16 protein-coding genes and 7 pseudogenes are annotated in these 26,989 nt (G+C 65.7%); 12 read left to right on the top strand and 11 right to left on the bottom strand.

From position 1 onward, the window contains the following. Positions 1-5: 5 nt before the first annotated feature. The 3 genes and pseudogenes from ACF062_RS37175 to ACF062_RS37165 all read right to left on the bottom strand — a co-directional run bounded on the left by ACF062_RS37175 (position 6) and on the right by ACF062_RS37165 (position 4,270). Complete coding sequence (locus tag ACF062_RS37175; RefSeq protein ID WP_392144352.1) at positions 6-1,271, bottom strand: AAA family ATPase; 1,266 nt, start codon at positions 1,269-1,271, stop codon at positions 6-8. Beyond that, a pseudogene (locus ACF062_RS37170) lies at positions 1,249-3,518 on the bottom strand (transposase). The gene ACF062_RS37175 and the pseudogene ACF062_RS37170 overlap by 23 nt, the downstream one beginning before the upstream one ends. Beyond that, complete coding sequence (locus tag ACF062_RS37165) at positions 3,515-4,270, bottom strand: TnsA-like heteromeric transposase endonuclease subunit (RefSeq protein ID WP_392144350.1); 756 nt, start codon at positions 4,268-4,270, stop codon at positions 3,515-3,517. The pseudogene ACF062_RS37170 and the gene ACF062_RS37165 overlap by 4 nt, the downstream one beginning before the upstream one ends. A 251-nt stretch (positions 4,271-4,521) precedes the next feature. Here ACF062_RS37165 and ACF062_RS37160 point away from each other — a divergent pair, with 251 nt between their 5' ends. From ACF062_RS37160 to ACF062_RS37150, 3 genes are all read left to right on the top strand, one after another. Then, a complete protein-coding gene (locus ACF062_RS37160; RefSeq protein WP_392144348.1) occupies positions 4,522-4,884 on the top strand; it encodes a hypothetical protein in 363 nt (120 codons plus the stop codon). A 157-nt stretch (positions 4,885-5,041) separates the two neighbouring features. Beyond that, the gene (locus ACF062_RS37155) at positions 5,042-5,347 is read left to right on the top strand and encodes a DUF6247 family protein (protein WP_392144625.1); all 306 of its coding nucleotides are present in this window, start codon (positions 5,042-5,044) and stop codon (positions 5,345-5,347) included. Next, a complete protein-coding gene (locus ACF062_RS37150; protein WP_392144346.1) occupies positions 5,344-5,574 on the top strand; it encodes a hypothetical protein in 231 nt (76 codons plus the stop codon). The genes ACF062_RS37155 and ACF062_RS37150 overlap by 4 nt, the downstream gene beginning before the upstream one ends. A 73-nt stretch (positions 5,575-5,647) precedes the next feature. Here the strand turns inward: ACF062_RS37150 and ACF062_RS37145 are convergent, their stop codons facing one another. Next, positions 5,648-6,076, bottom strand: a complete 429-nt coding sequence (locus ACF062_RS37145; protein ID WP_392144344.1) for a hypothetical protein — start codon at positions 6,074-6,076, stop codon at positions 5,648-5,650. A 1,449-nt stretch (positions 6,077-7,525) separates the two neighbouring features. Here ACF062_RS37145 and ACF062_RS37140 point away from each other — a divergent pair. Next, positions 7,526-7,942, top strand: coding sequence for a hypothetical protein (locus tag ACF062_RS37140; RefSeq protein ID WP_392144342.1), 417 nt, complete (start codon positions 7,526-7,528; stop codon positions 7,940-7,942). A gap of 46 nt (positions 7,943-7,988) precedes the next feature. Continuing rightward, on the top strand, positions 7,989-8,375 hold the full coding sequence (locus ACF062_RS37135) for a hypothetical protein (RefSeq protein ID WP_392144341.1): 387 nt from the start codon (positions 7,989-7,991) through the stop codon (positions 8,373-8,375). A 615-nt stretch (positions 8,376-8,990) separates the two neighbouring features. Here the strand turns inward: ACF062_RS37135 and ACF062_RS37130 are convergent. Further along, a complete protein-coding gene (locus ACF062_RS37130) occupies positions 8,991-9,260 on the bottom strand; it encodes a hypothetical protein (RefSeq protein WP_392144339.1) in 270 nt (89 codons plus the stop codon). Positions 9,261-9,361: 101 nt separating this feature from the next. Next, positions 9,362-13,378, bottom strand: coding sequence for a hypothetical protein (locus ACF062_RS37125; RefSeq protein ID WP_392144337.1), 4,017 nt, complete (start codon positions 13,376-13,378; stop codon positions 9,362-9,364). A gap of 1,511 nt (positions 13,379-14,889) precedes the next feature. Here ACF062_RS37125 and ACF062_RS37120 point away from each other — a divergent pair. Continuing rightward, positions 14,890-15,729: pseudogene (locus ACF062_RS37120) on the top strand (IS5 family transposase). Positions 15,730-15,766: 37 nt separating this feature from the next. Here ACF062_RS37120 and ACF062_RS37115 read toward each other — a convergent pair. Both ACF062_RS37115 and ACF062_RS37110 read right to left on the bottom strand, forming a co-directional pair. Beyond that, positions 15,767-16,277: pseudogene (locus tag ACF062_RS37115) on the bottom strand (transposase). Positions 16,278-16,330: 53 nt separating this feature from the next. Then, a pseudogene (locus ACF062_RS37110) lies at positions 16,331-16,615 on the bottom strand (winged helix-turn-helix domain-containing protein); the annotation flags it as partial. Between the two features lie 360 nt (positions 16,616-16,975). Here ACF062_RS37110 and ACF062_RS37105 point away from each other — a divergent pair. Continuing rightward, entirely contained in the window at positions 16,976-17,416 is a 441-nt protein-coding gene (locus ACF062_RS37105; RefSeq protein ID WP_392144335.1) for a hypothetical protein, read from the top strand. A gap of 21 nt (positions 17,417-17,437) precedes the next feature. Continuing rightward, positions 17,438-17,851 carry a hypothetical protein gene (locus tag ACF062_RS37100; protein WP_392144333.1) on the top strand — a complete coding sequence of 138 codons (414 nt, stop codon included), beginning with the start codon at positions 17,438-17,440 and terminating at the stop codon, positions 17,849-17,851. Between the two features lie 957 nt (positions 17,852-18,808). Here ACF062_RS37100 and ACF062_RS37095 read toward each other — a convergent pair. From ACF062_RS37095 to ACF062_RS37085, 3 genes and pseudogenes are all read right to left on the bottom strand, one after another. Beyond that, positions 18,809-20,028: pseudogene (locus tag ACF062_RS37095) on the bottom strand (transglycosylase domain-containing protein); the annotation flags it as partial. A gap of 23 nt (positions 20,029-20,051) precedes the next feature. Then, positions 20,052-20,819: a transposase gene (locus tag ACF062_RS37090; protein ID WP_392144331.1), complete on the bottom strand. Its 768-nt coding sequence runs from the start codon at positions 20,817-20,819 to the stop codon at positions 20,052-20,054. A 46-nt stretch (positions 20,820-20,865) separates the two neighbouring features. Continuing rightward, positions 20,866-21,681 (bottom strand): annotated as a pseudogene (locus ACF062_RS37085) (transglycosylase domain-containing protein); the annotation flags it as partial. Positions 21,682-21,861: 180 nt separating this feature from the next. On the opposite strand from ACF062_RS37085, the pseudogene ACF062_RS37080 reads away from it, so the two are divergent. From ACF062_RS37080 to ACF062_RS37065, 4 genes and pseudogenes are all read left to right on the top strand, one after another. After that, positions 21,862-22,436: pseudogene (locus tag ACF062_RS37080) on the top strand (IS5 family transposase); the annotation flags it as partial. A 1,035-nt stretch (positions 22,437-23,471) separates the two neighbouring features. Then, the gene (locus ACF062_RS37075) at positions 23,472-24,584 is read left to right on the top strand and encodes a bifunctional DNA primase/polymerase (protein WP_392144329.1); all 1,113 of its coding nucleotides are present in this window, start codon (positions 23,472-23,474) and stop codon (positions 24,582-24,584) included. Beyond that, entirely contained in the window at positions 24,581-26,101 is a 1,521-nt protein-coding gene (locus tag ACF062_RS37070; protein WP_392144327.1) for a phage/plasmid primase, P4 family, read from the top strand. Before ACF062_RS37075 ends, ACF062_RS37070 begins: the two co-directional genes overlap by 4 nt. Beyond that, entirely contained in the window at positions 26,098-26,499 is a 402-nt protein-coding gene (locus ACF062_RS37065) for a DUF6009 family protein (protein WP_392144325.1), read from the top strand. Before ACF062_RS37070 ends, ACF062_RS37065 begins: the two co-directional genes overlap by 4 nt. Positions 26,500-26,989: the final 490 nt, after the last annotated feature.

Below are 26,989 nucleotides of genomic sequence, written 5' to 3'. Positions count from 1 at the left end.
GTCAGTCACCTGCGGCCGGCCTGTTCCCGCGGTCGTCGAGGACCGTGTTGCGTCCGCGTCGGCGGCGGGGCTTGGACTTTGTGGGCGGGGGGGGTGTTGTGCGGGATGTCGGGGATCTCGCCGGCGCTGGGGTCGAGGTCGTCCAGGTTGCCGAGGTGGATCGTGGTCTTCGCGAGCAGTTCGAGGGTGAGGCGTTCTTCGCCGGTGAGGATCGCCTCGGTGCAGCCGTCCTCGATCAGCCGCCGCAGCAGGCCGACGACGCCGCGGGTGCGGCCGAAGAGGTACTCGGGCATTTCGCCGCTGGTGAGCATGCCTTCGAAGGACCGCAGGAGCCGCAGCTGGTCCTCGATGCCGGCGAGGTGGTCGAGGAAGGCGGTGATGCCGGCCGGGGTGGAGTAGGCGAACGGGTCGAGACCGACCATGTCGAACCGGCGGCCGGCCTGCGTGGCAGCTGCGGTGCTGTGCCGCCCGCCTCGCCCGTGGTCGGGGAAGACCCACTGTCCGGTGCGCTGGTCGACGTAGGCGCCGCGCAGGAGTCCGGAGCCGGGGATGTCCACGCCGATCAGGATCAGGGTGACGTTGAGGTCCATCAGTTCGCGGATCAGGTCGAGGGTGTCCTGGTCGTCCTCGCGGTGGAGTCGGAGCCGGGTGATGTCGTCGATCAGCAGGGCGGTGGTGTGATGGTCCCGGATCGCGTCCCGCACTGCTCTGACCAGGTCGTCCAGGGTTCCGGGGTGCGGGTTGCCGTAGACGTTCAAGATCGCCTTGCAGAGTCCCTTGGGTGTCGCGCGGACCGGCAGGCGGCAGTAGGCGACGGGGACGAACACGTCCCGGGAGCCGGGGGTGGGGCCGGGCAGCAGCTGGTGGTGGACCTCGCGCCAGACGTCCTCGAAGGACGCGGCCGCGTCGCAGGCGGTCTCGGTCTTGCCCTGGAACCCGCCGCCGTTGATCATCAGGCCGTCGCGGGTGCCGGGCATGAACTTCACCGCGTTGTTCTGCAACCGGCCGCGCATCAGGTTCGCGACCCGCGCGCTCATCGGCGTCTCCTGCAGCCGCATGTTGACGTGCGTCGCGGTGCGGTGCAGATCGTGCAAGGCCCGACGCCGGGGGCTCAGGCTCTGATGCTCGGCCAGGCTCAGACGCGGAGCGGGCACGAAGGTGCCGCGCATCTTCCGCCACTGCTGCCAGCCCTCCCAGCGGGTGCGGTCCGGCGGCGGGCCGGCCCGCAGAAACGGGACGACCGCGTGCTCATCCGGCGTCGTCTGGTCCACCACGGTCCTCCTCCAGGTCGTCCTCGGGCAGGACGAACACGCTGCGGGCCCGGAAGCTGTGGCCCAGCTCGGGCGGCGGGACGGGCGCGGGCCGGACTGCCTCTCGCCGCCGGCGCCGTTCCCCGGCGACCGCTTCCTGCGTCTGGCGGGCCCGGCCCGGCCAGCTCAGCACCGTCGCCGTCACCTCCCCAGCGGGATCGGGAGCGGGGGCGGGTGGTGGGGCCGGTGCGGGCGTGCTCGGCGGCCGGTCGGCCTGCGCAGCCCTGGCCTGATGCGTCTCGCGGGCGTGCTCGGTGCGCTGGGACTTCTTCAGCTGGGTCGGCCACTTGCTGACCGGGATGTTCGAGCCGATCAGCTCCAGCAGCACCGGCAGCAGTTCGGCGTCCGACTTCGGCTTCAGCCCCGCCGCCGCGGCCTTCGCGAGCAGGGCGCTGGCCCGCGCGTCCCCGAACGCCGGCATCTGCCCGGCCCGGGGCATACCCGTCCAGGGCAGCGGGTGCCAGGCATGGCTGATCGGGTCCTGGAAGAACACCTGGCGCCGATCCCGCGGGTCGCGGCGGATGAGCCACTTGCCCTTGTGCTTGCCACCCCGCGTCGACAACTCGCAGCGGTAGTCCCGCAGGACATCGGCGTCGTCATACCAAAGTCCGCGGATCTTCACCCCGCGGCGCTTGTCGATGCGGACATAGTGGGCGGGCAACAGCTCGTAGAACAGCTCCGGGGAGGGGATGTCCATCGCGAAGCCGGTCTGCGCGAACGACGCCGCGAACAGCGAGTTCGGGCTGTGCGAGCCGTCCGGATCCCAGGCCGGGGCGTACTCGCCCAGCTTGCGCTTCTGCCAGACGCCGACGATCCAGGTCGCGATCAGGTGCTTGAGCTGGTCGGCGGTCAGCACCGCGTCCGCAGCCGGGTCGGCCCTGCGGTCAGCGACGTCGACGCCGGTGTAGCCGACCAGGTGCTCGAACAAAAGCTGCCGGATCACGCCGAACGCCCGCTCGACGGCGGCCTTGTCGGTCGGCCGCAGCACCCGAGCGGGCAGGACCTGGCAGCCGAGCACCCGCTCGACCTCGACCAGGTGGTGGTTGCGATAGACCGATCCGTGGTCGGTGGTCACCGTCTCCGGGGTGAAGAACGGCAGGCCGGCCACCGCGTGCCCGGCGAACTCGGCCACCACCGCGGCCGGCACGCCGGGGTAGGGCCATTCCAGGTCCTCGCCCCAGTCCGCCCGCATCGGCAGCGGCATCGTCACGTCCCGCAGCACCATCGCGACGTCCACCGAGGTGTCGGAGACCAGCGTCAGTCGGAAGGCGACCAGCGAGTGCGTGCAGACGTCCAGGGCCAGGGTGAGGTGCATCTTCACCGGATCGCCGAAGACGTGCTCGCGGACCATCACCGGCAGCACCGTGGTGTCCAGCGCGACGACCTGGCCCGGCCGGTGCACCAGGACGTGCCCCTCCGACTCCGGCAGATCGGCCGAGCGCGCGTAGCGCTGACGGGCGCCGCCGGGGCCGAACCACTCCTGCCAGAGCCGGCGCAGGGTGTCGTAGCTGGGCACCTTCGTCTCGGGCCCGAACTCCTCGCGGACGTACTGGCGGATCATGCGGTCCTTGGTCCGCATCGACACCTTCGCCATCCGCTTCGTCTCCTCGCGGACCGCCAGGACCGCCTCCCGCACTTCTTCGGAGACCGCGCGGGTTCCGCCGCTGCGGCGCAGCCAGCGGTCGTCCGCGCAGCCGACCAGCCCGAACCGGCGGCGGGCGTTCTCCCACCGGATCAGCGTGCGGTAACCGACCGAGCCCAGCCCCAGCAGCTTCGCGTGAGCAGGGTCCAGGGCCGCGAGCTCCGCCACCTTCGCGTGCCGGCGCTCGGTGAGCGTCGTCCTCCTCGGGTCGTACTCGGCTCTCGGCTCACCCGGTCCCGGGTGGAACGGGTCGCCGGAGCGGAACCCGGTCGCCACTTCCAGCAGGTGGCCATCCGCAGCTCGGTCAGCTCCAGCCGGCCCGCTTTCAGGTCCTCGGACGCCTTGCGCTGGCGGCCCCGGTCGGCCCCCGCCGCCGACGTCCGCGACGAGGACCGGCACTGCGGATGGTTGGCCAGGAACCGGAAGGTCACCCGCTCGCGGGTGCCGTCGTCCTTCACCAACTGCACCCGGCCCAGGTGCGGTTCGCGGCGCTCGACCGTCCACTCCGTCCCGTCCAGCACCAGCCCGGCGCCGGGGGAAAGGTCCAGCACCGCCGCCGCGGTCACCGGCTTGCCTCCTCGGCGGGCAGCACGAGCGAGCGGTCCTGGAGCGGGCCGGCCAGGTCGATGCCCAGTTGCCGGGACCACAGCAGGTGCAGCAGCTGGGCCCGGGCGACCGGTTCGCAGCCCGTCGCCGCCGCGAGCTCGCCGAACCTCCGCCCGCCGCCGGCCTCGGCGAGCAGCACCGGCCGCAGCCCCAGCGGATCGGACCTCAGCCGGCGCCGCGACGCCATCGCGTCCAGGCCGGCGAAGGCGTGCTCTCGCCAGCGGGCGGCCACCGCGTAGCGCCAGCCGCAGGCGACGGCGACCTCGGCGGCCGCGGCGAACGACTCCCGGTCCGCCTCCTTGATCAAAGGCTCGGGGCGTACGTCGATCAGCCAGACGCCGCGGCGGGTCACCGCGAGGTAGTCAGGGGTGTGGGCACGGCGCTTCCCGCAGGTTGCGAAGGAGATCTTCAGCGGCTGCGAGACCACGTCGCCGGCGAAGTCCAGGGCCAGCAGCACCCGGCTCTCTTCCAGGCTCTCCGCGCCGTGATGCCGACCGGTGCTGGTCAAGAACTGCAGGCCAGGACGGTGCCGTTGGTCCCGGCGCCAGGTGAAGTGCCGCATCGGGTCGCTCGTGAGCACCGGCTCCTGTACGAGATCGTGCACCGAGCAGGACGCATCGTCCCCGCCTGTCCGCCACGAGACCGTCCACCGTCTCGTCCAGCCGTCCCCCAGCTCCAGATCGGACCTGCCCGCGTCGACGTCCGTCGGCACGAAAAGGTCCTCCCAACTGCACTGATGCGACCAGACGGACCCGGTGTCAGCGGCGTCGACTACCCTTCCCGACCCAGCACGTGTAGCGGCCATGACCTCATGGAAGCGCCGTGGAAATCCTCAGGCTCCCGATCTTCGTTTCTGGTGACAGAAAGACTGCTGAATGAGCGTCTGTGACAAGTCGGATGCCTCGTTGGTGACAACCGGGCTGCTTCGACCGCCCCGGTTGACCAGCTCAGCCGGTCCTGCTGGTGACAACTCCTGAGCTTCGGCTCACCGCCGTGGACGAAGAGGCCGCGCGCCTGGCCGACGTCCTAGAGGCGCACCCGGACGCCAGCGACGTCACCGACTCCGGCGTTCAGGGCGACATCGTCTTCACCGCGGCCGGGAGCACCTGGGTGCTCGACTTCCAGCACGGCCCCGACGGCGAGGTCTTCCAGTCGACCGGCGCCCCGGCCCCTGCCGACGCTCCCGCCGCCGACGTGCTCCGCGACGTGATCGTCCCCGCGCTCCTGGCCCACCCCGCCTACCGGGCCGCCACCGCCGACGACGACACCCTCACGGTCCACCTGGCCACCGGCCGCCACTACGCCCTGGCCCTCAGCCCCGCCTGACCCCACTCGGCACGCCACGGTCCGGGCCCCGGCATCGCAACTGCCGGGGCCCGGCCCTCGTGCCACCCGCTCCCCCCGTAGGAGGGATCTGCTCATGACCGCATCCACGGCGATCCGGCGCGCGTACGGTGAAGTGACGACCCGCCGGGAGGACCAGATGAGCGCGCAGCCCGACCACGCACCCGTCACGCCGTACGCCCCCGCGCCCGGGGCGCCGGCCGAACTCCTCGCCCAGCTGCGCGCCGACAAGCGCGCCGACAGCTGGGTGCCGGCCTTCGAGCGCGAGTGGTCGGCCGCCCTCGAGGAATCCCGGCGCACGTTCTCCCTCGCCGGGCTCTACGAGGTCGTCCAGGACTGGCAGGGCCGCATCGCGCACGCCCCGGCCGTCGACGCGTTCATCGCCTCCGGCTACGACGACAGCGACGCCATCGACCTGGCGGAGCTCCGCCGCCGTCGCGGGTGAGCCCCGCGCCGTACGCGGTCCGCGTCTCCGCCCCGGCCGCCAAGGTCCTCGACACGCTGCCCGAGCACGCGGTGGACACCGTGTGGGACATCCTCGCCGCGACCGCCGCCGAGCCGTGGGGGTTCCGGCAGTTCGACACGACGACGACGAGGGCGAGGACGTCCGCTAAGCGGCCGTCGGCCAGCTCTCCGTCACCTTCTGGATCAACCGGCCCCTGCGCAGCCTGACGGTCCTGAACATCGTCTGGCTCGGGTAGCCACCCGTGACAACGCCCTGACCCCGGCATCGCAACTGCCGGGGTCAGGGCGTTTCCGATCGTAGCCACGGCCGTATCCAACCGGCGGCAACGCGTATCCGGACGGCAGTTGTCACCAGGCGCCGCGCGGGCGGTCGGCACCGAGCTGCACTTCGCGCCGTCACTCCAGGCCCCTCCATCCGGCGCGGCCTGTCGACCTTCGCCCAAGTGAACCCGCACAGCGCCTTGTGCGTGACGCCCCGGAACGATTCGCCCTTGGTGGCGTGCGAGCCGTAGCCCGGCACCATCCAGGTGAACGTCGCCTCCCCGTCGTACGGCGCGCCCTGCGGCCAGTCGTAGACCGGCTCGGTCGTGGTGCAGCGCATCCGCAGACCAGGGCCCGTCCAGCGCTTGCCGTACCGGATCTCCGAGCTGGCATCGACCGCGTCCGCGAGACGCTCGAAGGACAGGTCGTAGTCAGCATGTGCTCCCACGAGCCCGGCTTCTGCTCACGCATCAGCGAGCGGAACATCAACAGCAGCCGCGCCAGGTCGTGCTGATCGACACGGACCGTGTGCGTCTCCGGGTCGTAGCCATACGTCGGGTCATGGGCGGTCTTCTTCGGCATCGGTCCTCGTTCGCGTCGCTACGGCGGTTAGCCCACCGCGGGGCCTGCGGTGCGGCCGGATACCCAACGACTCTGGCCCGCCGGAGCCACGCCGACCTCCGCCGTCCGTACTGCGCACGGATTGAGTCAGGCGGCGGGCCAGCCAACCAACTCCGGCGATCAGCAGAGCCGCAGTGACGTTGCCACCAACGTCATGGATCAGGAAGCGCGCAATGTGCGCCGACATCTCGTTCATGGCGGACAGACTCCCGCGGACTCAGGGCTCTCCTGACACCGCAGCGAATTTCATGCAACCTCTGCCTGGCCCTGACGAAGTTGGGATCATTTGAGCCGAGCGCGAACAGATGCGAACGTTTCTGGAAGGCGGGTTCTGTGGGGCGAGCTGGAGAACTAACGATGCCTGACCTTCACCCGGGCGCGAACCGCGTCTTTAGAGTGCATCTCTTCTTGCTGCATGTTCGGGCTGGCGCCCCCTCGCCAGGAACCCTCGCCGCAGAGATGCCCTCGGAGAGACGGTGTTCACGCACCACTGTCTATGCGGTCTTCTGCCAGCCCAGAGTCACTCGGCGCGACCCCGTGATGGCAGTGGCCGACGTCCTGACACGACGGATCCGCGGCGCTGACATGGAGGCTGAGCTCGACAAGGTGGACGAGCTTTGGCAGGCGGCATGGAGGGAGCAGTCCGGGCTCAGTCGGCTGGCGCCAGCCTGTGAGGAGGTTCCGGCATCGAGCGCAGGCCACGATGCGGGGCCACTCGACCACGAGCCCGTCAGCTGCCAACTGCCCACAACTGCCTGCACACCAACGGCCTCTCCTGACTCGTCAGTACCTCAGATGGGGGACCTCAATGTACGCAACTGCCCGACGTGTGAGGCAGTCCTGTTCGTGCCTGCGAACCTCAAGGGAAGGCCGCCAGTCTACTGTTCAGTACAGTGCAGAAGGAAGGCACGGGCAGCGCAGAGTCAGCGCGGTAGCGCTTGATCACTTCAGGGACGTCGCCCGCTCCCTCGCCGTGATTCTCGGCGCCGTCGAGGCCGACACCGAGACGTCTCGCTCGTCGACGACCTCGCCGCCAGCACCCACGGAATCGGCGAGCTTATGCCCGAAGTCGCACCGCCCTACCGACCAAAGCGGCGAACCCCTCAAACGATCTCGCCGCCCGCCACTACGCGATCACCGGAGGCCCGCCGCGCCTTGTACGGCACCGTCGGGTAGAGCACTGCTCCCGGCTCTCCTATGAGGCTCACAGCCCGTTTCCCCAGGTGGGCGAGGTGAACTGTGAGGTTGTGAGGCTGTGTGGTGGAGCTCGCGGGCCGTGCTCCCGTACGCCCTGGTGGTGCCCATCGACGCGGAGGAAGATGGAGTCGTGGGCGAGCACACCGAGGACCAGGAGCACGGCGTCAAACCCGCGCGGCCGCCGCTCACCGCGGCCCGCGCCCGAGGGATGACGGCCGGGCTGCGCGAGGCGATGGACGACGTCCGGCGCTCCGTGGCCGTGCTCGCCGCCCGGGCCCGCGACGCGCACGCCGCCCGCGTCTGGCTCCCCCTCGGGCACAGCAGCTGGGAGTTGTACTGCGAGGCGGAGGTCGGCATCAGCCGCGCCCAGGCGTACCGGATCCTCGACATCGCCCGTGCGCTCGCCGCGATCCACGAAGCGGTCACCGCCGGCCCCGACCTGTCTCGCACGCGAGACACCGGCCCGGCCGCCGCAGCGGCGATGTCGCGGAACTGAACCCGCCGCCTCACCACACTCGCCCACAGCGGCCTCCAGGCCCTCGATGAGCCGACCGTGCGCGCGGTGGTCCGCCAGGCCATCCGCGGACATCCGCACCGCACCGCCTCCGCCACTCACCGATCCACCGGCGGACCCGACCGTCGCCGCGCTGCGCCGCATCGTCGACGACCTCGCCGCCAGCACCCACCAGATCGGGGAGCTGATGCTCGAAGTCGCCCCGCCCTACCTCTCCGACACCGAGGCCGCCGACGTCCTAGCGCTGCTGTGCGACCACATCGGCGAACCCCTCGAACACGGCCTCGCCGCCCGCCGCTACGACATGTCCGGCGACCGCCGCGCCCTGCACGGAACCCGTCCTGTAGGACACCCGATCCCGCCTGCTCCTATGAGGCGTACAGTCCGTTTTCCCAGGTGGGCGCGGTGTGCGTGAGGTGTTAGGCGCGGGCCTGCGGCGACGGGACGCCGCTGCTCCTGGTCGTGCTGCTCGCCGTAGTGCGCAGCAGGTTGCTGCTCGGTGGATTCTGGTGGGCAGCAGTCGTCGTCACCGGGGTGTTGCTCGTGGCCCTGGTGGTGGTCCTCAGAGTGCAGGAGGGCGGTGTCGCGGGTGCAGCGCAGCATTTACATGGGCCTGTGCGACGCGATCGGCGAGACCCTCGACAACGGCCTCGCCCCCGTCGCTACGCGACCGCCGTGCACTGCACGGCACCATCCTGTAGTTCACCGGTGTGAGGCAAGGGCCTTGGCCTCCAGCAACGGGATGTCGCTGCTCCTGCCCGTGCTGCTTACAGGGCGTCCGGCCGTGGCAGAACGATCCTCACCACCGTTCGCGTGAGGGGAACGAGCGGGCCGGTGACCTGCTGCAACGCGACTTTGCCGCGTCCGGACGACCGAACGAACGGTGGGCCGCCACCGACTTCACCTACGTGGCCGCTCGAACCGGAATCGTCTACGTCGCGTTCGTCGTGGGCACCTACTCGACCCCTCATTGACAGGCACCACGCTTGTGATCAAAAGAAGACGAACTCTGAAAATAGTGGTTCAGCGACTACTTTTTGGGGCTGGTTTTTGTGCGGAATGCTCGCTGTAGCAGGATGCGAAAGCAGGAAACGATGCCGCCGGGCCCAAGGGTGAATGAGGCTACAGCGAACAGGCCAGAATTGCTTGCATACCCGTAGGCTATCGTCGCCGCGCTGATCCCGGCGTGACCATACGGAAGCAGTACCCCGATCCGGCCTTCACGGGTACTGATGAGCGGAATAGTGATCCACAGGAAAAGCGCACCCAGGTAGAGGAACGGGATAAGTATCAGCGCCATCGGGCTCCCTTCGCCTTCCTCGCTGGCGAGGGTGGGGCCACAGCTTAGGGGTGGCCCCACCCTCGCCAGCGCCCTCACATGAGGACTAGTAGCTGTGGTGACTAGCTACTGTACTCAGGATCCGGCGCGGTGCTGGGCCAGGAGCAGAAGTGGCCGCTGGGATTGGTTCCGGTACTGTCTTCGACGCCGATGTTCCACGGGTTTCCGCTGTGCCCAGATCCCGCGTCGCAACTGCCATAAGGGAGCCCATGGCCGGTGAAGTCGAAGATGGCGCTAAACGGCACAAAGTCCCCTCGATAGAGGGGGCTTGCGCTTGAGGTGTAGTTTCCGGCTTGATCGATTGCTTTGTCGTCCAGGTACAGGTACTGGTTCGGCATGTGGCTCGACCGCAGGATCGGATCGCCGTCGTAAGCGCGAACCTTCCCATCCGCGCAGAGCTTGAAGCTCAGTTCCTGCCAGATCGGCGGGGCGTTGTTCATCAGCGAACCAAGCTTGCCCGGCTTGAAGAAGGCGTTGTAGATCTCACCGACCAAGTCGGCAACCTTGTCGTCGACCACGGGTGAGTTTGCGACTTCATTCTTCCACCGGGTCGCAGAATCAGTCACCTTCTGGACGCCAAGCATGGGCCGGTACCCAATCGACCCCCCGGACGTGTTAAGGGCCCTTACGCAGGTGCCGTTCTCAACCACACTGGGCTTGAGCCCCATGGCTGCATAGGCCCGACCCGGCAGCACTCCCGTGCTGTTGGTGTCCGTGGTGGTGTCCCTGCCGTCGTGCTCGTTAAGATCCCGAGCGGTGTAGTTCAGGTCCGGCGGTGCAATCTTGTAGTCATCCTTGATGGCCGCGAAAGTGTCCGTTACGAACTGTGGCAGGTGGGTATCGGCTGTGCGATCGTCGTACTCGACAAACTCGCTGCCTTCCACCACCTTTCCATCATCTGCTTTGACGAAAGAGACAGTCGCCTTGTTGCGGATTTTGTAGGAACTGTCGTCGCGATCGAACTGGGCAGGCTTGCTGTCACTGGTCGGCCGATCAGCCACCGGGTTTGAATAGTGCAGCCACCCCGCCATGCTCTTGCCATCGGGATGATCGACTGGATCCGTTCCAGCTTCCTCAATGGACTTTTTCCACTTAACCATAGCGGCGCCTGTCTTGGGCATGACGCAGCCGGGCGCTGGTAGGTCGAGACAGCCCGGCAGGGCCGTCACTGCACCGGATGTCTTCATGGCCCAGTCGTATATATGCTGCCGGTCCTTGAAGGGTGTGTCGAGAGGCAACATGCTCTCTTTATCGGCATCGAGGTTCTGATCCTCGTCGAAGAAGCCCACCGCCTGCACAGTACGCTCTACGTATGTGCCCTTAATGGGCACGACCGCGACAGCGTCGAAGGCAATATCCTGGTCTCCTGTGCCGTCCGGCGTTGTGGTGCTCAGCGTGACCTGGGGGGCGGCGTCAAACATGAAGGAGCCAAGTGTCGCCCAACGGTTTCCGTCTCCGGGCTGAGAAAGCACCCGATTTCGTATACCCTTTGCGGTCTTGATCTTGTACATGGCCTTCTTGGTGTGCGCTCCATGGTCCGGGAGGTGAACCATGATTTTGGCTGGACCGTTAACCGCTTTGCCTAGCTTCCACAGCGCAGTGGCCTCGAGCCGCTGTCCCTTGGTGTCGTTCTGTCGAGTGTGTCCAAAGTAGAAGTGCCCGCCAAAGCCTGCACCCAGTTGATGGAGGTCGACCTTGGCCGGCCAGACTTCACCGATGGTGCCGCCTGGCTCGACTCCGGCTTCGGCTTCGCCGAAGTCCATGGTGAAGCTGCCCTGATTGGTCCAGCCGCCGTTGACGCAGTTGGGTCTCACCGACGGGGTACCGGCGGGGAGATCGTCGATGATCATCGCGTTGGAAGGGAGGCCGACTGTTGTGCAGTTCGGAGGGTAGGCGGTGCCGTCAGATTCCTCAGGGTAAGTGTCATCGAACCGCATGAACTCGTTGCCGCAGTAGGTCTTGCATTCCTCCTTCCACCGGACCGACTGGTGCCACCAGCACTTGAACTTGTTCTCGCCGTTCGTCAAAAGGCAGGGGCCGCTGCCAGTCTCGTTCTCGGCCCCGTCACCTATCTTCGAGGGATCGCAGTTGTTGTAGGGGCCGCAGAAGAGGTCCTCGGGCGGTTTGGATTTGGCCCGGTAGTACTTGGCGCTGCCCTTGACGGTTGCATCGCCCTCTGTGCCGTTCCACCAGGCTCCCCGGAAGGCGGGGACGAGCTTGCCCGGAGACTCCAGGAACGAGGGCGGGTGCGCGGCGAATCCGAGAACCTTCTCGGGGTAGGGCCAGTCCTGCGGGTGTGCGGCGTCGGAGGCTTCCTCGTTGCCCAGGCGGTCCTCCATGAAGGGAGACCGGCCAGCGTCCCATTCTGGATTTGCGGGGTTATTGGTCCAACCCAACCCCCAGGGTTCGTTACCGTTGGTGTTGGCGTGGAAGCCTGAGTTGTAGGCCCACAGGGCGAAGAACCAGTTCTCCAGCTGCTTGGGGTCGCCGTCGTGCACCTCAATGCCGGCTTGCTTGATCTTGTTCCACTTGTCCACCAGGATCTGCAGACCCGCCGCGATATTGACGGTGTAGTCGAGGGCGACCGCCCGCTGCTTCTGATACTCCCAGGCAGCTCCGCCGTGGTCCTTGTCGTCACCTCGTCCGGCTAAACGCATGTGGTCGGTGACCTGTGTGATGCCGTATCCACAGTCAGCGTCGCGGAAGTTGACATCCCAGTCGTTGGCGCTCTCCCCGTCATACAGGTCGATGCCGTAGTAGTTGCCGATAAGCGGGCTCCCTGTGACCCCGGGCACGGAGCTGCGGGCTGCCTGCCACATGTTGGACTCTTGAGTCGCCACGCCGAGGAGTATCTGAGCGGGAACACGTCCGCCCCCGGTCAAGGTGGGGTTGGGGAAGAGGGACTGAGGCTGGTAGGCCGGCATCCCAAGGCTCTTCCAGTTGGCGGGACGCGAGATGTGCTTGTTCAGCTTGCCGTTGACCGCCTGGTCCACAGCCCACTCAACCTGGCGGGGCTTGGGCTGCAGCGCCTGATTGCGTGGGTCGTTGCGCGGGACCGAGCACACCCGGTTGGACTCCACGATCTCCGTACGGCTGCTTGCAGTCCCTGCCGATGGCGCTATGCGCTTCTGCGTGCCTTTACCGCGCGAGCCGCCGGAAAGGGCCGGGGAAGGTGACTGGCTCCGGTGCCATTTCGCCGCCTTGTCTGCTAGGGGCCGCACCGTGAATCGGACCCGGCTTCCTGTCCCGACCACAGCCGCTGCGACCTTCACCCACCGTGGGTCTGATCCCTTATTTGGGTGAAGGGAACGCGGTGACGACTTTGCATCTGCCCACTGAGGCCTCTCTACCAGAAGGCCGGCACGAGTTGAGATCGTGACGTCCTTCTCCGTACTGGCTAACAGGTGCACATGCGAGGGCATGGCAGCGGATACTTGAGGCCGGCCGGTGAGGTAAACGTCGCCACCCGTACGGGTCAGCCCAGTCTGAGTGACCGGACCCGTCCCGATGACGGAAACCTTCTTGTTGCTGGTGACCCGCTTGATGCGGTTTGTAGCCTCGTGGCCCTTGCGGGCGGATTTCCTGTCCAGGAAGACAATTCCACCATCGGCATCCGGGGTCAGCCGGTACGGCACTCTGTTAGTTCTCGCCAGGACTTCCTTGTTTCCCTCCCCGTCGATGCTCACGACTCGGGCGCCACTTGCCGCGGCGATGCCACCTGTAGTCGGAATGGCGGAAGTGACCTGACCTTGAGTGACGACTGCCCGACTGACCTTGCCGGAAGCGGCATCGATCGTGACCAGACGCGTGGCCGTCTTGTCCTCTCCGGGAGACTGCGTCAGCACCGCCGTCTCTCCTGAACCGCAGCCCGGATTGTAGTACGACAGGGAGACTGTCAGATCAAGCTTGTTCACCTGACCGCTTTCGAGGTTCACGACTGCGGCAAAACCGCCGCGGGCCATGAGACGAGACTTGTTGGTGAACGTGCGCGGCGCGTACACCACGACGGCATGTTTGCCTGACCCGGTGACGCATGCGTTGCCGATCCAGGCATCTGCTTCAAAGCCTGGCTCAGACATGGTGGCTGTCGTCTGCCACGCGTAACCGTCCCTCTTACGCGCGGTTAGCAGGTGAAACCCACGGCCATCGCCGGTAGTGGTCCACGCCACATCGCCAGACTCGTTCCAGTCTTTCCCTAGGACCTCCGTGCGTTTCCTGGGCGGAATGACGTTGGGGTCGACCCTGTGTTCTGCGCGTGGCGTAGGAGCGGATAGCTCCTTTTCTTCAGCCGTGGCTGCGGTTTGCAGTAGACCAGCCAATACCGCCCCGGCCGCCAAAGCGGCAACAGTGGCTGTGGATCTTCGACGTAAGAGCAACGTGTCCCCTTACAGGTAGAAGGAGTCATGCCTGGGCTGGCATGGCAGGCCGCCCCACCGGGCGGGAAAAGGTGCAGCCCCGGCCAATATGGGAGAGTCATCAATCCGAGAAGGTGTTGATGAATTCGGGAACAGCGGGTGTCGACCCCCTTTCCACCGTCATCGACGCCGACAGAAACGCGCAGGGCGATTCAGGAAAGTCGGGTTGCGGCAACATTACGAATGTGATCGGAAGAGGCTCCAATTCATAACCGTTTCCCTCGCTCACGCCGGCCACAGCACACACTGGTGCTTCCCGCTGCAGGAAAGGCGGAGAATATCGACAGGCGCAGAGGATCATCTATCCAGATGAGCTAGGCTTCGGTCAGCAGCCCCGGGGAGTCCAGGGCTAGCTGACCGAAGCGCAGCTGGGTAGATCGGGCGGCCTGACCACACGAATCAGTCGCGCCCTACAGGTTCCTGGAGTGTCTACGAATTGCGTAAATTCTTGGGGTAGCTCCACAGGCAGGGGCTTAGGTAACGTTGCCTCGTGGTGACGCAGCTAATGCACGTGCTCAGCTTGAAGGTCATCCAGCGGTTGCCGATGGGCAACCTCAGCGTGATCGTGCAGGGCAGAACTTAACTGGACATAATGCTCAGTTGAGTCCGAGAAGAGACCGAGCCGCTGCGCCTGTGCGCCCAGGGCTACTCTCCCCCTGGCTTCAAGGCTCGACATCAGCTCCTGGACCTTACGTTGAACAGTTCGATGGCCCATGCCTAATTGTCTCGCCACCGCAGCGTCATCCAGGCCCCTTCGAAGCAGGGCGAGAATCTGCATACCAGTAGCGTCAATGACCGGAACCGTGCTCACTACTCCACCCCCAGTGGACACTGCTGATCCGATAAGCTCCGCAATGATATGTGAGACGGATTCTCTGCAACAGGTGCAGAACTTTCGCCAAGCTCTCGAAACGGGGCATCCAGGGTGGCGTAAATGCGCCATACGGCCACAAGGGGTGCCGTGCTCTCGAGAAGGTTGCGTCGTTAATTTCTTCGGCGATTTCACCCAGTGAAATTGGATCGGCGTACCATCCGGGGCCCTAGAAGCCAGCCGCACACGAGTCCTTGAGACGTGGGCCACGTTCAACGCCTTTGTTAGGAACACTAAGAGAGCATCTGGTCTGATAGTTGGTGTTCTGGGATGATTTTGTGACTGGTGTTGTTGGTGTTCCGGGATGAGGCGTGAGTGCTCGTCGTCCATACCGCGTGACGTGTCCGACGCCCGCTGGGCCTTGATCGAACCGGTCGTCAATGCCTGGCGGGCGAGACGGACCGGACCCGGAACGGCGGCTCGGTCCATGATCTGCGAGAGATCGTGAACGCGATTTTTTACGTCAACCGCACCGGCATCCCGTGGGAGTACCTGCCGCACGACTTCCCGCCGTACAAGATGTCTATGACTACTACGCGAAGTGGGAAGCCGACGGCACCACCCAGCAGGGCCAGGACCTGTTACGCGACAAGACCCGCCGATTCCATGGCCGTCGTGCACAGCCGACCGCGGCCGTGGTGGATGCGCAGAGCGTGAAGACCTCGGCAAACGTCGCCGACACTAGCCAGGGCATCGACACCGGCAAGAAGATCAAAGGTCGCAAGCGGCACCCTGATCACGGACACGCTCGGTCTGGTGCCGGCCGTTGTGGTCACTGCCGTGAACGTGCACGACACCACCTGCGGCAAGCTCCTCCTCGACGACCTGGCCGCGGCACATCCCAGCGTGTCCAAAGTCGGGGCCGACGGCGGTTACCAGAAGAGCATCTTCAACCACGGCGCCGGTCTGGCATTGGTGTCGAGGCGGTGCAGCGGCCGCGGGCGAAAGGGCGGGTGATCGAGCGGACCTTCGGCTGGCTGATGCAGCACCGCAACTTGGCGCGGGACTACGAAGCCCTGCCGCAGATCCCGGACGATGGTCCACTGGGCCATGGCTAACAATGTCCGGCGAACTGACTGGAGAACCCGCACCAACCTGGGCCAATCTAAACGAATATTTCCACTCATATCAGTGTGAACGCTGAACAGATGCTCTCTACTGACCTTGAATGCGTGATGCCGTCATGGCAGTGAGGGAACGAGTGCGGTGCCGGTGAAGCAGCCGTCGAGGACGTCGCTGCGGTATTGGAGCTGCCGCAGGCCCCACTTGACGGCGGTGATGAGGTCGCGGGGTCGGCGAAGACGCGGTTGGCCATGGTGGATCGCCGCAGGACCAGACGCCTTCGACCGGATTGAGATCGGGTGCAGAAGAGGGCAATTGGTAGACGGTGAGCCAGTCACGGGCGGCGATATATCGGCGCATGCCTGCTGCCAAGTGGGTGTTGAGGTTGTCCCAGGCCAGCACGATCGGACCGCTGAGCTGTTTGGTGGGCGGTCTGTAGCAGATCCCGGTAGTCGGTCCAGGCGAGGCTCATGCGGCCGTCCGCGCGGGTTTCGGGTCGCAACCGGTAGATCAGCCGAGATGGGCTTTCGGGTCGGTAGCAGGCCAGGGCCGCGATGGACAAGCGCCGGCGGGAGCGGCCACGGACCGTGTGACCACATCGGGGCCGGGGCGGGTGGTGGGCGGCGTCATCGCGAACCCGGTCTCGTCCTCGAACACGAGCCAGGCGCTGAGCGCCGCCGTTGTCATTCCACGTGTAGCCAGGTCTCCTTCACCCATCCCGCCACCGCCGACTCGTCCGGCTCGACGGCCCGCTCGGCAGGGACTTGGCAGGACCAGCCATGCTGCTTGCGCAGAGAGGCCACGCCCTGGACGGTATAGCTCTTGTGGAAGCGGCGTCCGATCAAGGTCGTGATCCGCGACAAGGTCCAGGTCTGGTCCGGCCAGTCGTGCGCCACCGGACCTCTGTCCAACTCGCATTCCAGCACTGTGAACAGCTCATCGCTCAGGGCCGGCAGTGTTGATTGCCCGGTCCAGCCGCAGACTCGTTCCTGGGGCGACGGCGACGAATCTCCTGTCCGAGCTGGGCCTCGGATCCGCAATGTGATGCAGATGCATAAGTTGTGCTACGCAGTTCGCAGGGCGGGCCGAGTCCCCGCGTGTCCTTCTGGCGCAAATGCGCCAGAATCGCCAAACGGCTTCACGGTTTTCTTCGCTGCGCCTACAGTCCAGAGTGCTTCGACCGGTCGCCGGGAGAATCCGCTAATCGACTAGCTATTTCGCTTCCTTGGCGTTCCAACCGAAGATACGCTCCGTTTCCTCCGTCAGCATCGCATAGGCCGCTGGGGGGGGTGTCGGATTCGTTATCTAATCCAGGACGGGGACTTTCTATGCGCAATATTGCGCTGTCATATATGGGCGTTTCGACTTCCCTCGCCGCAATTCTTTTCTCGTCGGTTGCAGGTGCGACTGCGTCGCAAGCTGATTCCGGTCCGCTAGATGCCAATCCGACCTCGTATTATTACATAGACCCCCCTCTGCAAGCGCAAGCTCAGGTCGATTGGTGGGATTTCGATCCGGACACGCTTGATGATCTGGATGATTTCTATCTCTACGACATCCTCAGTGACGGCCACGGCGTTTACGCTTCGTTTCGTCACCCGAATGGTGAAACCTATTCGGAAACAAACACTAACGGGGTGGGCGGCAACGGGGTTCACTTGGGTATCCCTAATCTCAAAAACGACACAACAGGGAAACTCAAAATCTGCCTTACGAACAATGGCAGGCCAGTTCCTTCTCTGTGCAAGTCGTGGGATATTACCGAATAATTCCAGGAGGGAGAGATGGGCGTGAATAACCGCATCAAGACCATCATCACGGCGGTCGCAGGAATATCCCTGGCTCTAGGTTTGCAGGGTTCCGCATTCGCAGCAGGGGACACCCCCCACGACGCGTGGTTCCAACCATTAGGCGGCGGTGGGAAAGTTTACTGGAATGACTATTACCACCCTCACATCAGCGAGGATGCAGACAGTTTCACCGTCGCCGACACACGCGAAGACGGACACGGCGTCTTCCTGAGAGTCGACCATCCCAACGGTAATACTTACTTCGAAGCATTCAATCAAGGTGAAGGAGGCGGCGGCATTGAATTCAAGCCTCCGAACCTCGCAAACGGCCAGAGCGAATGGATTGATGTCTGTCTAAGCGAGCGGAGCAGGCCCATCGAATCAACATGCGCAACATCGATGATAACTGAATAGTCGGAACGCTGACTGCAGCCTGAGTCGCCTTTTCTAACCCGTCGACGCTGATCACGAGTTGAACAGCGATGTGCAATGACGAAGCTCCTGGTAGACGGATATCCACCAAGATCATCCTTGTGCCAGGGGCTTCGCGGGCTTATCTGTTCGTCCTCGTTTAATCTATCCAGTCGCACTTCCCGGTCCCTGGCCGGGCAACTGACAGCCGGACGCCTGGAGATCGGGTCGCGGTGGCGGCGCCGGTCCGCCCACATCAGGCACTGCTCGCCCCGGCCGTCTACAGCACGGTGACACCTATGCCCAGCTCACTGCAGGATTCGACATCGGCATCACGACCGGCTACCGCTACATACATCAAGCCGCCGAGGTACCGGCCGACCTCGCACCATCCCTCCTACCCGAGTAACTGTCATGACCGGGGTGCGGCTGCGTCAGCCCCAGGTGCTTCCTTCGGGGGCCCCGGGTGAAACCCACCTTATCCTCGAAGCAGACATAGCCTCCGTCAGGGCCGCCCATATCGTGGCCCCAAGACGCTGTAGGCAATGCGGTTTCTGCCGATCAGCGTGGCCGCTCTGGCGGCGGTCCACACCTGATCCTCTACCCAGCCGTGCGCGGCCCGACCGTGCTCCAGGTACGGGGCCAGTTTCCAAGTGGCGAGGGGATGGACGATATTGCGATCAATTCGGGTCACGGAATCCAGCACCTGCGCACCGTCGTCCCGCCGCAGCTGATTCCATTGATAGGCCGACTTCGGGCTCACCGCAGGCGTTGCGTCATCTCCGACGGCTCGACTTTCTGCTCGAACAGCTCAGCTGCCTACATCCGTATCGTCTTCCGGCGCCGCCGTCCCGCAGCGGTCAGCCCGCCCGCATCTGTATATGTCACACACCACGTATACACACCGCTCCGGCCCAACAGGGACTTCAGGGAAGTTCACCCTGATGATTTGAAGTCAGTAAAGCCTGGCGCGGGCTTGCCGACCAGGGCGCCAGTCATGGCATCCTTCCAGATCGGGCCCGGGACCCGGCCGCCGTAGACCTTCGGGTGGAACCGGCCACCGATCGGAATGTCTCCATCTTGATCTTCTGGGAGGCGCTGCCCACCCAGGCGGCGCCAGACATGTTCGGCGTATAGCCGACGAACCAGGCGTTCCTACGAGAGTCGGTGGTACCCATCTTGCCCGCGTTTTCCCGGTCGGTGAGGCCGGCTTGCTGGCCCGTCCCGGAATCGACCACGCCGCGCAGCAGGGTGTTTATGGTGTCTGCGGTCTTCTTCGACATCGCCTTCGAGCAGGTTGACTTGGGCACCTGAAGGCTCTTTCCCTTCGAGTCCTCGATCGCCGCGATGACTACGGGCGAGCAGTAGGTGCCCCGATTAGCGAAGGTCGCGTAGGCGGACGCCATGGTCAGCGGCGAGATGGAGTCGGAGCCGAGGGTCAGCGGGGAGGGCTGTTCGGTGATCGGTTTGCCGTTGCCTTGCGTCACATGGAGCTTCTTGGTCATATCCAGGACCGGACACATTCCGATGTCCGCGATCATCTGCACGAAGTAGGTGTTGACCGATTTGGCCATCGCGTCCTTCAGCCTGTACGGGCCGACCTCGGACTCGTCTTCGTTCTCGACGGTGGTCCCGTCAGGGTTCTTGTACGCCGAGTTGCACCCGTGGATCGGGCTCGGGTACGGCATCTTGAAGGGCGCCGGATACGACTTTCTCGGTGTGAGCCCTTCCTCTAGGGCCGCAGCCGCCACGAACGGCTTGAACGTCGACCCCGTGGGGAAGCCGATCGCCCGACCGTACCGCTCGTCGACCGAGTAGTTGATCTCAGTCTCGTCCTTGCCGTAGCCGTACGGCTTTGATTGCCCCATCGCCAGGACCTTGCCGCTGCCCGGCTCGACGATCGTGGCGGCACCGGCCACCAGATCGTCCTTGTACACGTGCTTCTTCAGCGAGGCCCACACTGCCTCCTGGGCCTGCGGGTCGAGCGTCGTCCGAATCTTCAGGCCGCCGCGGGTCCAGATCTTCGCCCGCTCCTCGCGGGTGTCACCAAACACCGGGTCGTCGAGGAAGACGTTCTTGACGTAGTCGCAGAAGAACGCGGCGCCCTTCACAGCCGTGATGCAGCCGTTCCTGGGCTTGCTGACGTTGAGGGCGATGGGTTTCGCCTTGGCCTTGCTAGAGGTTGTCCCGTATGGGGTCTGAGTTATTTGGTGAGGGCGAGGTTGTGAAGGCGGGCGATGCCGAGCATGGCTTGATGAACGCCGTTTCCCTTGAGCCGGCAGTCCCGAAGGATCTTCCAGTTCTTCAGCCGGGACAGGGCGTGTTCGACTCTTGCTCGCGCCCTGCGGTGGACGGTGTTGTCTTCTTCCTGTTGCGGACTGAGGTGCGTCTGGCCTCGTCGTTTTCGGTGCGGGATGAGCAGGCCGGTGCCCTGGTAGCCGCCGTCGGCGATGGTCGGTACGCCGCGGCAGGCCCGGTCGACGCCGGACTCCGTGAACGCACGGCAGTCGTTGTGGCTGCCGGGCAGCGGCACGCCGATCGCCACGACCAGGCGGCTGTTGGCATCGATGACGACCTGCAGGTTGGTCGAGTAGCGGTAGTTCTTGCTCGAGGCCGCGATGCTGCGATCACGGGTGGGCACCAGGGTGCCATCGACGATGTAGACGGTGGCCTTGCGCGGCCGGCGCGCAGGCGAGATGGCCAGGAGCGGTGCGAGGTGGTCGAGAATGCGGTCGGCCGCAGACTTCGAGACCCCGAACAACGGCGCCACCTGCCGCAACGTGAGGTTCGTCCGCCAGTACGTCGCCACCAGCAACACCCGGTCTTCCAGCGGCAGCCGCCAGGGCCGGCCACGCTGTACGTCACCACCACGACGCCGTACCAACGCCACCAGCCTGGCGAACTGCACTTCCGTCAGTCCCGAGAACGGCTCGATCCACTTCGGATCGTCTGCTGAAATGACCCCACCCATGCCCAGCCAACGCACCAACCGCCCCAACGGTTACGGGACAACCTTTAGCCTCCTCCTGCGAGATGTTGCGCTCATCGGCCATCCGCTGCAGCACAGTGTTGCGCCGCTTGGTGGCCGCCTGCGAGGCATTGACAGGGTCGTACCGGCTGGGTGACTGCACGATGCCGGCGAGCAGCGCTGCCTCTTCCAGCTTCAGGTCCTTGGCGGACTTGGAGAAGTAGCGCCTTGACGCCGACTCGACGCCGTAGGCCTGCTGTCCGAAGAACGTGATGTTCAGGTAGTTCTCAAGGATCTTCTTCTTGCCGAGTTCCCTCTCGACCTGGATCGCGTACTTCAGCTCGCGTATCTTGCGGCCCAGCGTCTGCTGGGTAGCCTCGACGGCCTTCGTCGTGTCGTTGCCCGCCTCCTCGACGAAGACATTCTTCACGTACTGCTGGGTCAGCGTGGACGCACCCTGCGAGACGCTGTCCGACCGCGCGTTCTCATTGAGGGCGCGCAGGATGCCCTTGAGGTCGACCGCGCCGTGCTCGTAGAAGCGGGCGTCCTCGATCGCGACGATCGCCTTCTACATGTACGGCGAGATATCCTTGATGTCCACCAGCATGCGGTCACGCGAGTAGACCTTCGCAATCTCAGCTCCTTGGGAGTCCAGGATGGTGGTGCGCTGACTCAGCGGCGGGCGCTGGAGGTTTGCCGGTATCTCCTCAAACTCCTCAGCCGACCCCTTGGCGGCCAGGCCGGCTAAGCCCACCACAGGCAACGCGATCCCGGCCAGCGCGACGCCGGAGAGCACACTGACACCGATGAACTTTGCGGCCTGCTGAGCAGGAGACGGGCCTCCGCCTGAACTCTTCTTTCTCATGGGTGCACCCTGACTACTGATTTCGGCTCGTTAGGCTGAAGTACCTTGGCTACGGCGGTCAGTTGGGATTCTGTTCTCTTCGTGTGGACTTAGAGGTCCTAACAGAAGTTGTTGATCAAGTGACCGTCGGCTTGTCTGCTCGTTGGTCGAGGCGTGGGGAAACGTCAGTCACGGCCGTGAATCGTGTCGGACGAACTGTGGTCGCTCATCGAGCCGTTACTGCCCGAGCCGGGGCCGAAGCTGGTGGCGGGCCAGCCGCGAGTGCCGGACCGGCAGGCCCTGTGCGGGATCCTGTTCGTGCTGCACACCGGCATCCAGTGGGAGTACCTGCCGCAGGAGCTGGGCTTTGGTTCGGGCGTGACGTGCTGGCGGCGCCTGGCCGCCTGGAACGAGGCCGGCGTGTGGGACCAGCTGCACTTGGTGCTGCTGAAGAAGCTGCGGTCGGCGAAGCAGCTGGACTGGCCGCGGGCGGTGATCGACTCCTCCCACGTGCGGGCGGCCCGCAGGGGCCCAAAAGCGGTCCCAGCCCAGTCGACTGCGCACGACCGGGCAGCAAACACCACGTCCTTGTCGATGGCCAGGGCGTCCCGCTCGCGGTGTCGCTGACCGGCGGAAACCTCAACGACGTCACCCAACTTCTTCCTCTGCTGGACAAGGTCCCGCCCGTGGCCGGTGCCGCCGGACGGCCACGCAGGCGACCGGACATGCTCTTCGCGGACCGCGGCTACGACCACGACAAGTACCAGCGGCTGTTGTGAGAACGCGGTATCCGGCCCGTGATCGCCGAACGCGGACAGCCGCACGGCGGACGCTTCCTGGCGTAGTCGGTTCCGGCAGACGAACTGCACCGTCCGGCCTCACGAAGGAGTTTGAGCCAACTGCTGCTCGACACGCAGCAAATCCTTGGCTGCTGCAATCCTCGTCTACTTCACTGTGTTGGCTACGGCGACTCCCTGCATCTTGGAGGCATAGGTTGAACCGAAAACGCCCGTTACGCACCCTGATCGCTCTCACCGTCACGGCCTCAGTCGCAACGGAGCAGGCCGGCCTTCCAAAGGGGGCCGTCCTACCGGAAGGGCAGCCTGTAGCGGCGCGACACCACCCCAGCAGCCCAGCGGCGACGGTGACTTCCTCGGTGTCCTGTACCGGATCGCTGGACAGCTCTCTCCAACCCTGTGAAAAGGCGGACGGCGCGGGGCTGCTGCGATGCTTAAAGGGCAGCGCTCTTCGCACCGAGGTTATGCATCTAGCAGCGACGCTAGCGACTCTAGCTCCGGCATGTGCTCACAAGATGCACGCGACAAAAGAGACCAAGACCGAGACTCAGTCGCTTTGGTCGCTTGCGTCGCTCCCACCGCGGAGGAGGGTTCGCTGCGAGCGGCTGAAAGGCCAGCGACTGTGGAGAGGTTCGGTCGCTGAGGTCCTCTGTGTAAAAAGATGCAGGTCAGAGGCTTGAAGTCGGAACTGGAGCGACTGAAGCGACTCTGGGTCGAGTATGTGAGGACATTCCCGTGCGCGCGCCTGCGTCATATATAGAGGCCTTCAGTCGCTTCAGTCGCTGTTGGATGCCCAGTGCCCCTGCTGAGCTGGGCTTTCTTCGGTCCTCAAGGGATCAGCGACCGAAACGCTTCCGTCGCTGGTTTTTCCGTTCCGTCACTGAGAGACCGGGGTGTTGGTCTCATCATCGACACGGCCAGCCGTTTTTTGGCGGGGGCTCCCCCGCAGAGCAGAGGACCTTCGCTAATCTATGTCCGTCGTTGAGTCGCTTCGGTCGCTGTGAGGGGAACTACATGCCTGCTGAGCTGCGGATTCTTCGCAGCGACTCACAGCAGCTGCCTCTCGACGCTTCGGTCGCTGCCCAGTCGTTGACGACAGCGCGGCAGTGTGCCGTGCGTGGCTGGCCAGTCCACCCGCTGGCCCCCGGCCGTAAAACGCCGGCCGCGAACTGCGCACGCTGCCGTCAGCCAGGCCACGTCCGTACCAACTGCCCATGTGCTTCCGCCGGTCGCTGGTGCCACGGTTTTCACGCCGCCACTCTCGACCAGCAACGGATCACCCAGTGGTGGAACCCCCGCCCCGAGTACGGCGTCGGCGTCGCCTGCGGCCCTGCGGGCCTGGTCGTCATCGACATCGACGCCCACCAGGCCCAAGTTCCCTCCCGGGACCGGATTCTGCCCGGCATCCCCATCGGAGAACAGGTCGACCTCACCGGGCTGGCGAACGGCTTTCACACCCTCGCTGTGCTGGCCGCGCTCTGCGGCCAGCCGTGCCCCGCCACCGACCGGACGACGCTGCGCGTGCGAACTCCCTCCGGCGGGCTTCACATCTGGTACCAAACCACCCCTGATCTCGGATGGCAGTGCTCAACCGGCTCAGGCCGCGCCCGAGCCCTAGCCTGGCAGGTCGACGTCCGCGCCCATGGCGGCTACATCATCGCCCCCGGCACCACGACCACCGCAGGCGCCTACACCCCGCTCGACGGGGCCCGCGAACCCGCCCCCCTGCCGCTGTGGCTGGCCGGTGAACTCGAGCGCACCGGCCACCGGACCACCCCCTCCGTGCCCGCCCCGCGCCCGGTCCCGCCCCGCGCCCGCCAGGCCGGACTGGCCGCAGGCGGCGGCCGCGAGCACATCCAGCGCACCCTGACAGCCGCCCTCGCGGAGATCGCCGACTGCGGACGCGTCGCCGCAGGCGCAGGCTTCTCCGACCGCCTCAACCGCGCCGCCTACACCCTCGGCGGCCTCATCGCCGCCGGATACCTCCCCCACGACGCCACCGAGCGCGCCCTGCGCGATACCGCGGCCGCAGCCCGCCCCGGACAGGAACGACGTGCCGAACAGATCATCCGCAGCGGCCTAAGCGCCGGCCTGCAGCGCCCCCTCCACCCGGGAAGGCGCTCATGACCACCCCCGAAGAACCCGGCGTTCTCTTCGACTTCGACCCCGAAGCCGTCGCCGCCCAGATCCGCGCCCAAATGACGCCGGCTACCCTCCCGGCCCAAGCTGCCAACACCACACCCCCTACAGCCGGCGAAGCGGCCCCCAACGGACTGCTGCCGGACACACTCACCGACCGCGGCAACGCCAAACTGTTCGTGAAGCTGTACGGCACCGACTACCGGCACGTCCCGGGCCTTGGCTGGTACCGCTGGCAAGGCACCCGCTGGCAGTTCGACGAAGACGACACCGTCGTCTGGGCCGCCGGCGACCTCGCCGAAACCTTCGCCACCACCGACCCCCGTGGCATCTTCACCGCCTCAGCGCTCAACCAGCACATCCGACGCGCCATGAGCACCTCCGGCATCAACGCCATGCTCACCCAGGCCAAAGCCGCCCCCGGCATGGTCCTCAACGCCACTTCCCTGGACGCCGACCCTTACGTCCTGTGCACCCCCGAGGGCATCGTCGACCTGCGCACCGGCCTACTGCGCACCCCCGACCCGAACAAGGACTTCCACTCCCGCTCCACCACCGTGGGCCCACAGCAAGTGCCCACCCCCCGTTGGCAGCGCTTCCTCACCGACACCTTCGGCGACGACGCCGAAGGACAGGAAATGATCGCCTTTCTGCAGCTGCTGCTCGGTTACTCCGTCACCGGCGACGTCGGCGGCCAGGTCATGCCCTTCCTCTTCGGCTCCGGCAAGAACGGTAAATCCGTCCTCCTGGACGTCCTGATGAAACTGCTGGGCGACTACGCCGACGCAGCCCCGCCCGGTTTCCTCATGGCCCGTCCCTTCGAAGGACACCCCACCGACCTCGCCGAACTCCACGGCCGCCGTGTCATCGTGTGTTCCGAGGTAAAGCCCGGCGACAAGTTCGACGAGGCCCGCGTCAAACTCCTCACCGGCGGTGACCGCATCAAGGCCCGCCGCATGCGCCAGGACTTCTTCTCCTTCGCGCCCACCCACAAACTCTGGCTGCTGGCCAACCACCGGCCCGAAGTCGGCACCGGAGGCTTCGCGTTCTGGCGCCGCATGCGCCTGATCCCCTTCGAACGCGTCGTCTCCGACGACCGCAAAATCGACAACCTCGCCGACATCCTCGTCACCGAGGAAGGCCCCGGCATCCTGGCCTGGCTCATCGAAGGCGCCCGCCGCTACCTCGCCGGCGACAAAGACCTCACGGGCCCCGCCCGCGTGCGCATCGCCACCACCGCCTATGCAGAGACCGAAGACCACATCGGCCGGTTCTTCGACGAATGCTGCCTCCTTAGCCCCGACTCCCGAGCCGAGCAGGCCCGGCTGTATGCCGAGTACAAGGCCTGGTGCCAAAATGAGGGCGCCCCGGTCATCTCCTCCCGCGCGTTCGCCGCGCGCGCCCGCGAGCTGGTCGGCCTGGCCTCGCCCAAGGAGATGATCCTGTCCAATTCGCGTAAGTACTACCCGGGCATCGGACTGCTCGCCGACGAGGAGAGGGCATGAGCTCCCTGATCACCGAAGACGAGATCCGGCACGAGAGCGAACTCGTCTGGCTCGAGGACATCACCGATCTCGACTACGTACGCCAAAGCCTGGACCGGCTGCCCACTCGCCGCAGCAAACCGGCCTATCACCGCCCCGGCCGCATGGTCGGCTACGCCATCCTCGCCCCCCAGGCCAAGGCCTCCCGCTCCTCGGGCACCTTCCGCCGCCGAGTCTTCTGGCTGCTGCCCCACGACCGCGACACCGAACCCGAAGGCCTGTACGAGACCGGCGCCCCAGCCGAGGCCGTCGACCCGCGCACCCTGGAAGCAGGCACCAAGGGGTACAAGACCGAGCGTTCCGAAGGTGGTCCTCCCTCAACAGCTATGCAAGAACTCGGCATAACGTTGCCCCTGTGAGCCGCTCCCTGGTGCGAGGCCAGCAGCGCCTCGACGGCGGCGCCATCGCGACCGGGCCAGAGGCGTTGGAACCGGTGCGATGCGTTACAAGCGGGTGTGGGGCCGTGATGGGCGTTCCTCGCACCACCGCAGCCGCGCCACCTGCGGTCCGGCCTGCGACGGCGGCCGCGCTGCAACGCCGCCCGGCCGCCGTCCTGTCCGATGGCACCGAACCGTGGTGCTTTGCGGTAATGGGCACTCCGGAGCCCGCAGGGGGCTGCTCTACGGGGACCGCCTAGGGTTCTGCACTCTGTGGGAGGGCCGCAGCACGTCCATGGCGGCGTAGTGCCTGGCTTATTCGCTCGCGGTAGATCGGACAGCGCTCGTGGTCGGGGACGTTCCCACCACCTTGCTGTGCGGGAGGGCTAACGGGTCAGCCGAAGAGCGCGGACCAGCCCTCGGCGTCCTGGTCGATGTCGGCGATCCGTACCCCGTAGCCGACGAAAAAGTT

The sequence above is a fragment of the Streptomyces sp. NPDC015345 genome (genome assembly GCF_043078805.1).
GTDB lineage: Bacteria > Actinomycetota > Actinomycetes > Streptomycetales > Streptomycetaceae > Streptomyces.
This window is presented reverse-complemented; position numbering and strand designations above follow the sequence as displayed.

Coding starts and splice junctions, on each gene's coding strand:
- ACF062_RS37155 (WP_392144625.1), top strand. CDS start 5,042: ATGAGCGCGCAGCCCGACCACGCACCCGTCACGCCGTACGCCCCCGCG.
- ACF062_RS37135 (WP_392144341.1), top strand. CDS start 7,989: ATGAGCCGACCGTGCGCGCGGTGGTCCGCCAGGCCATCCGCGGACATC.
- ACF062_RS37130 (WP_392144339.1), bottom strand. CDS start 9,260: ATGGCGCTGATACTTATCCCGTTCCTCTACCTGGGTGCGCTTTTCCTG.
- ACF062_RS37125 (WP_392144337.1), bottom strand. CDS start 13,378: ATGTCTGAGCCAGGCTTTGAAGCAGATGCCTGGATCGGCAACGCATGC.
- ACF062_RS37105 (WP_392144335.1), top strand. CDS start 16,976: ATGCGCAATATTGCGCTGTCATATATGGGCGTTTCGACTTCCCTCGCC.
- ACF062_RS37090 (WP_392144331.1), bottom strand. CDS start 20,819: ATGGGTGGGGTCATTTCAGCAGACGATCCGAAGTGGATCGAGCCGTTC.
- ACF062_RS37075 (WP_392144329.1), top strand. CDS start 23,472: ATGCCTGCTGAGCTGCGGATTCTTCGCAGCGACTCACAGCAGCTGCCT.
- ACF062_RS37070 (WP_392144327.1), top strand. CDS start 24,581: ATGACCACCCCCGAAGAACCCGGCGTTCTCTTCGACTTCGACCCCGAA.
- ACF062_RS37065 (WP_392144325.1), top strand. CDS start 26,098: ATGAGCTCCCTGATCACCGAAGACGAGATCCGGCACGAGAGCGAACTC.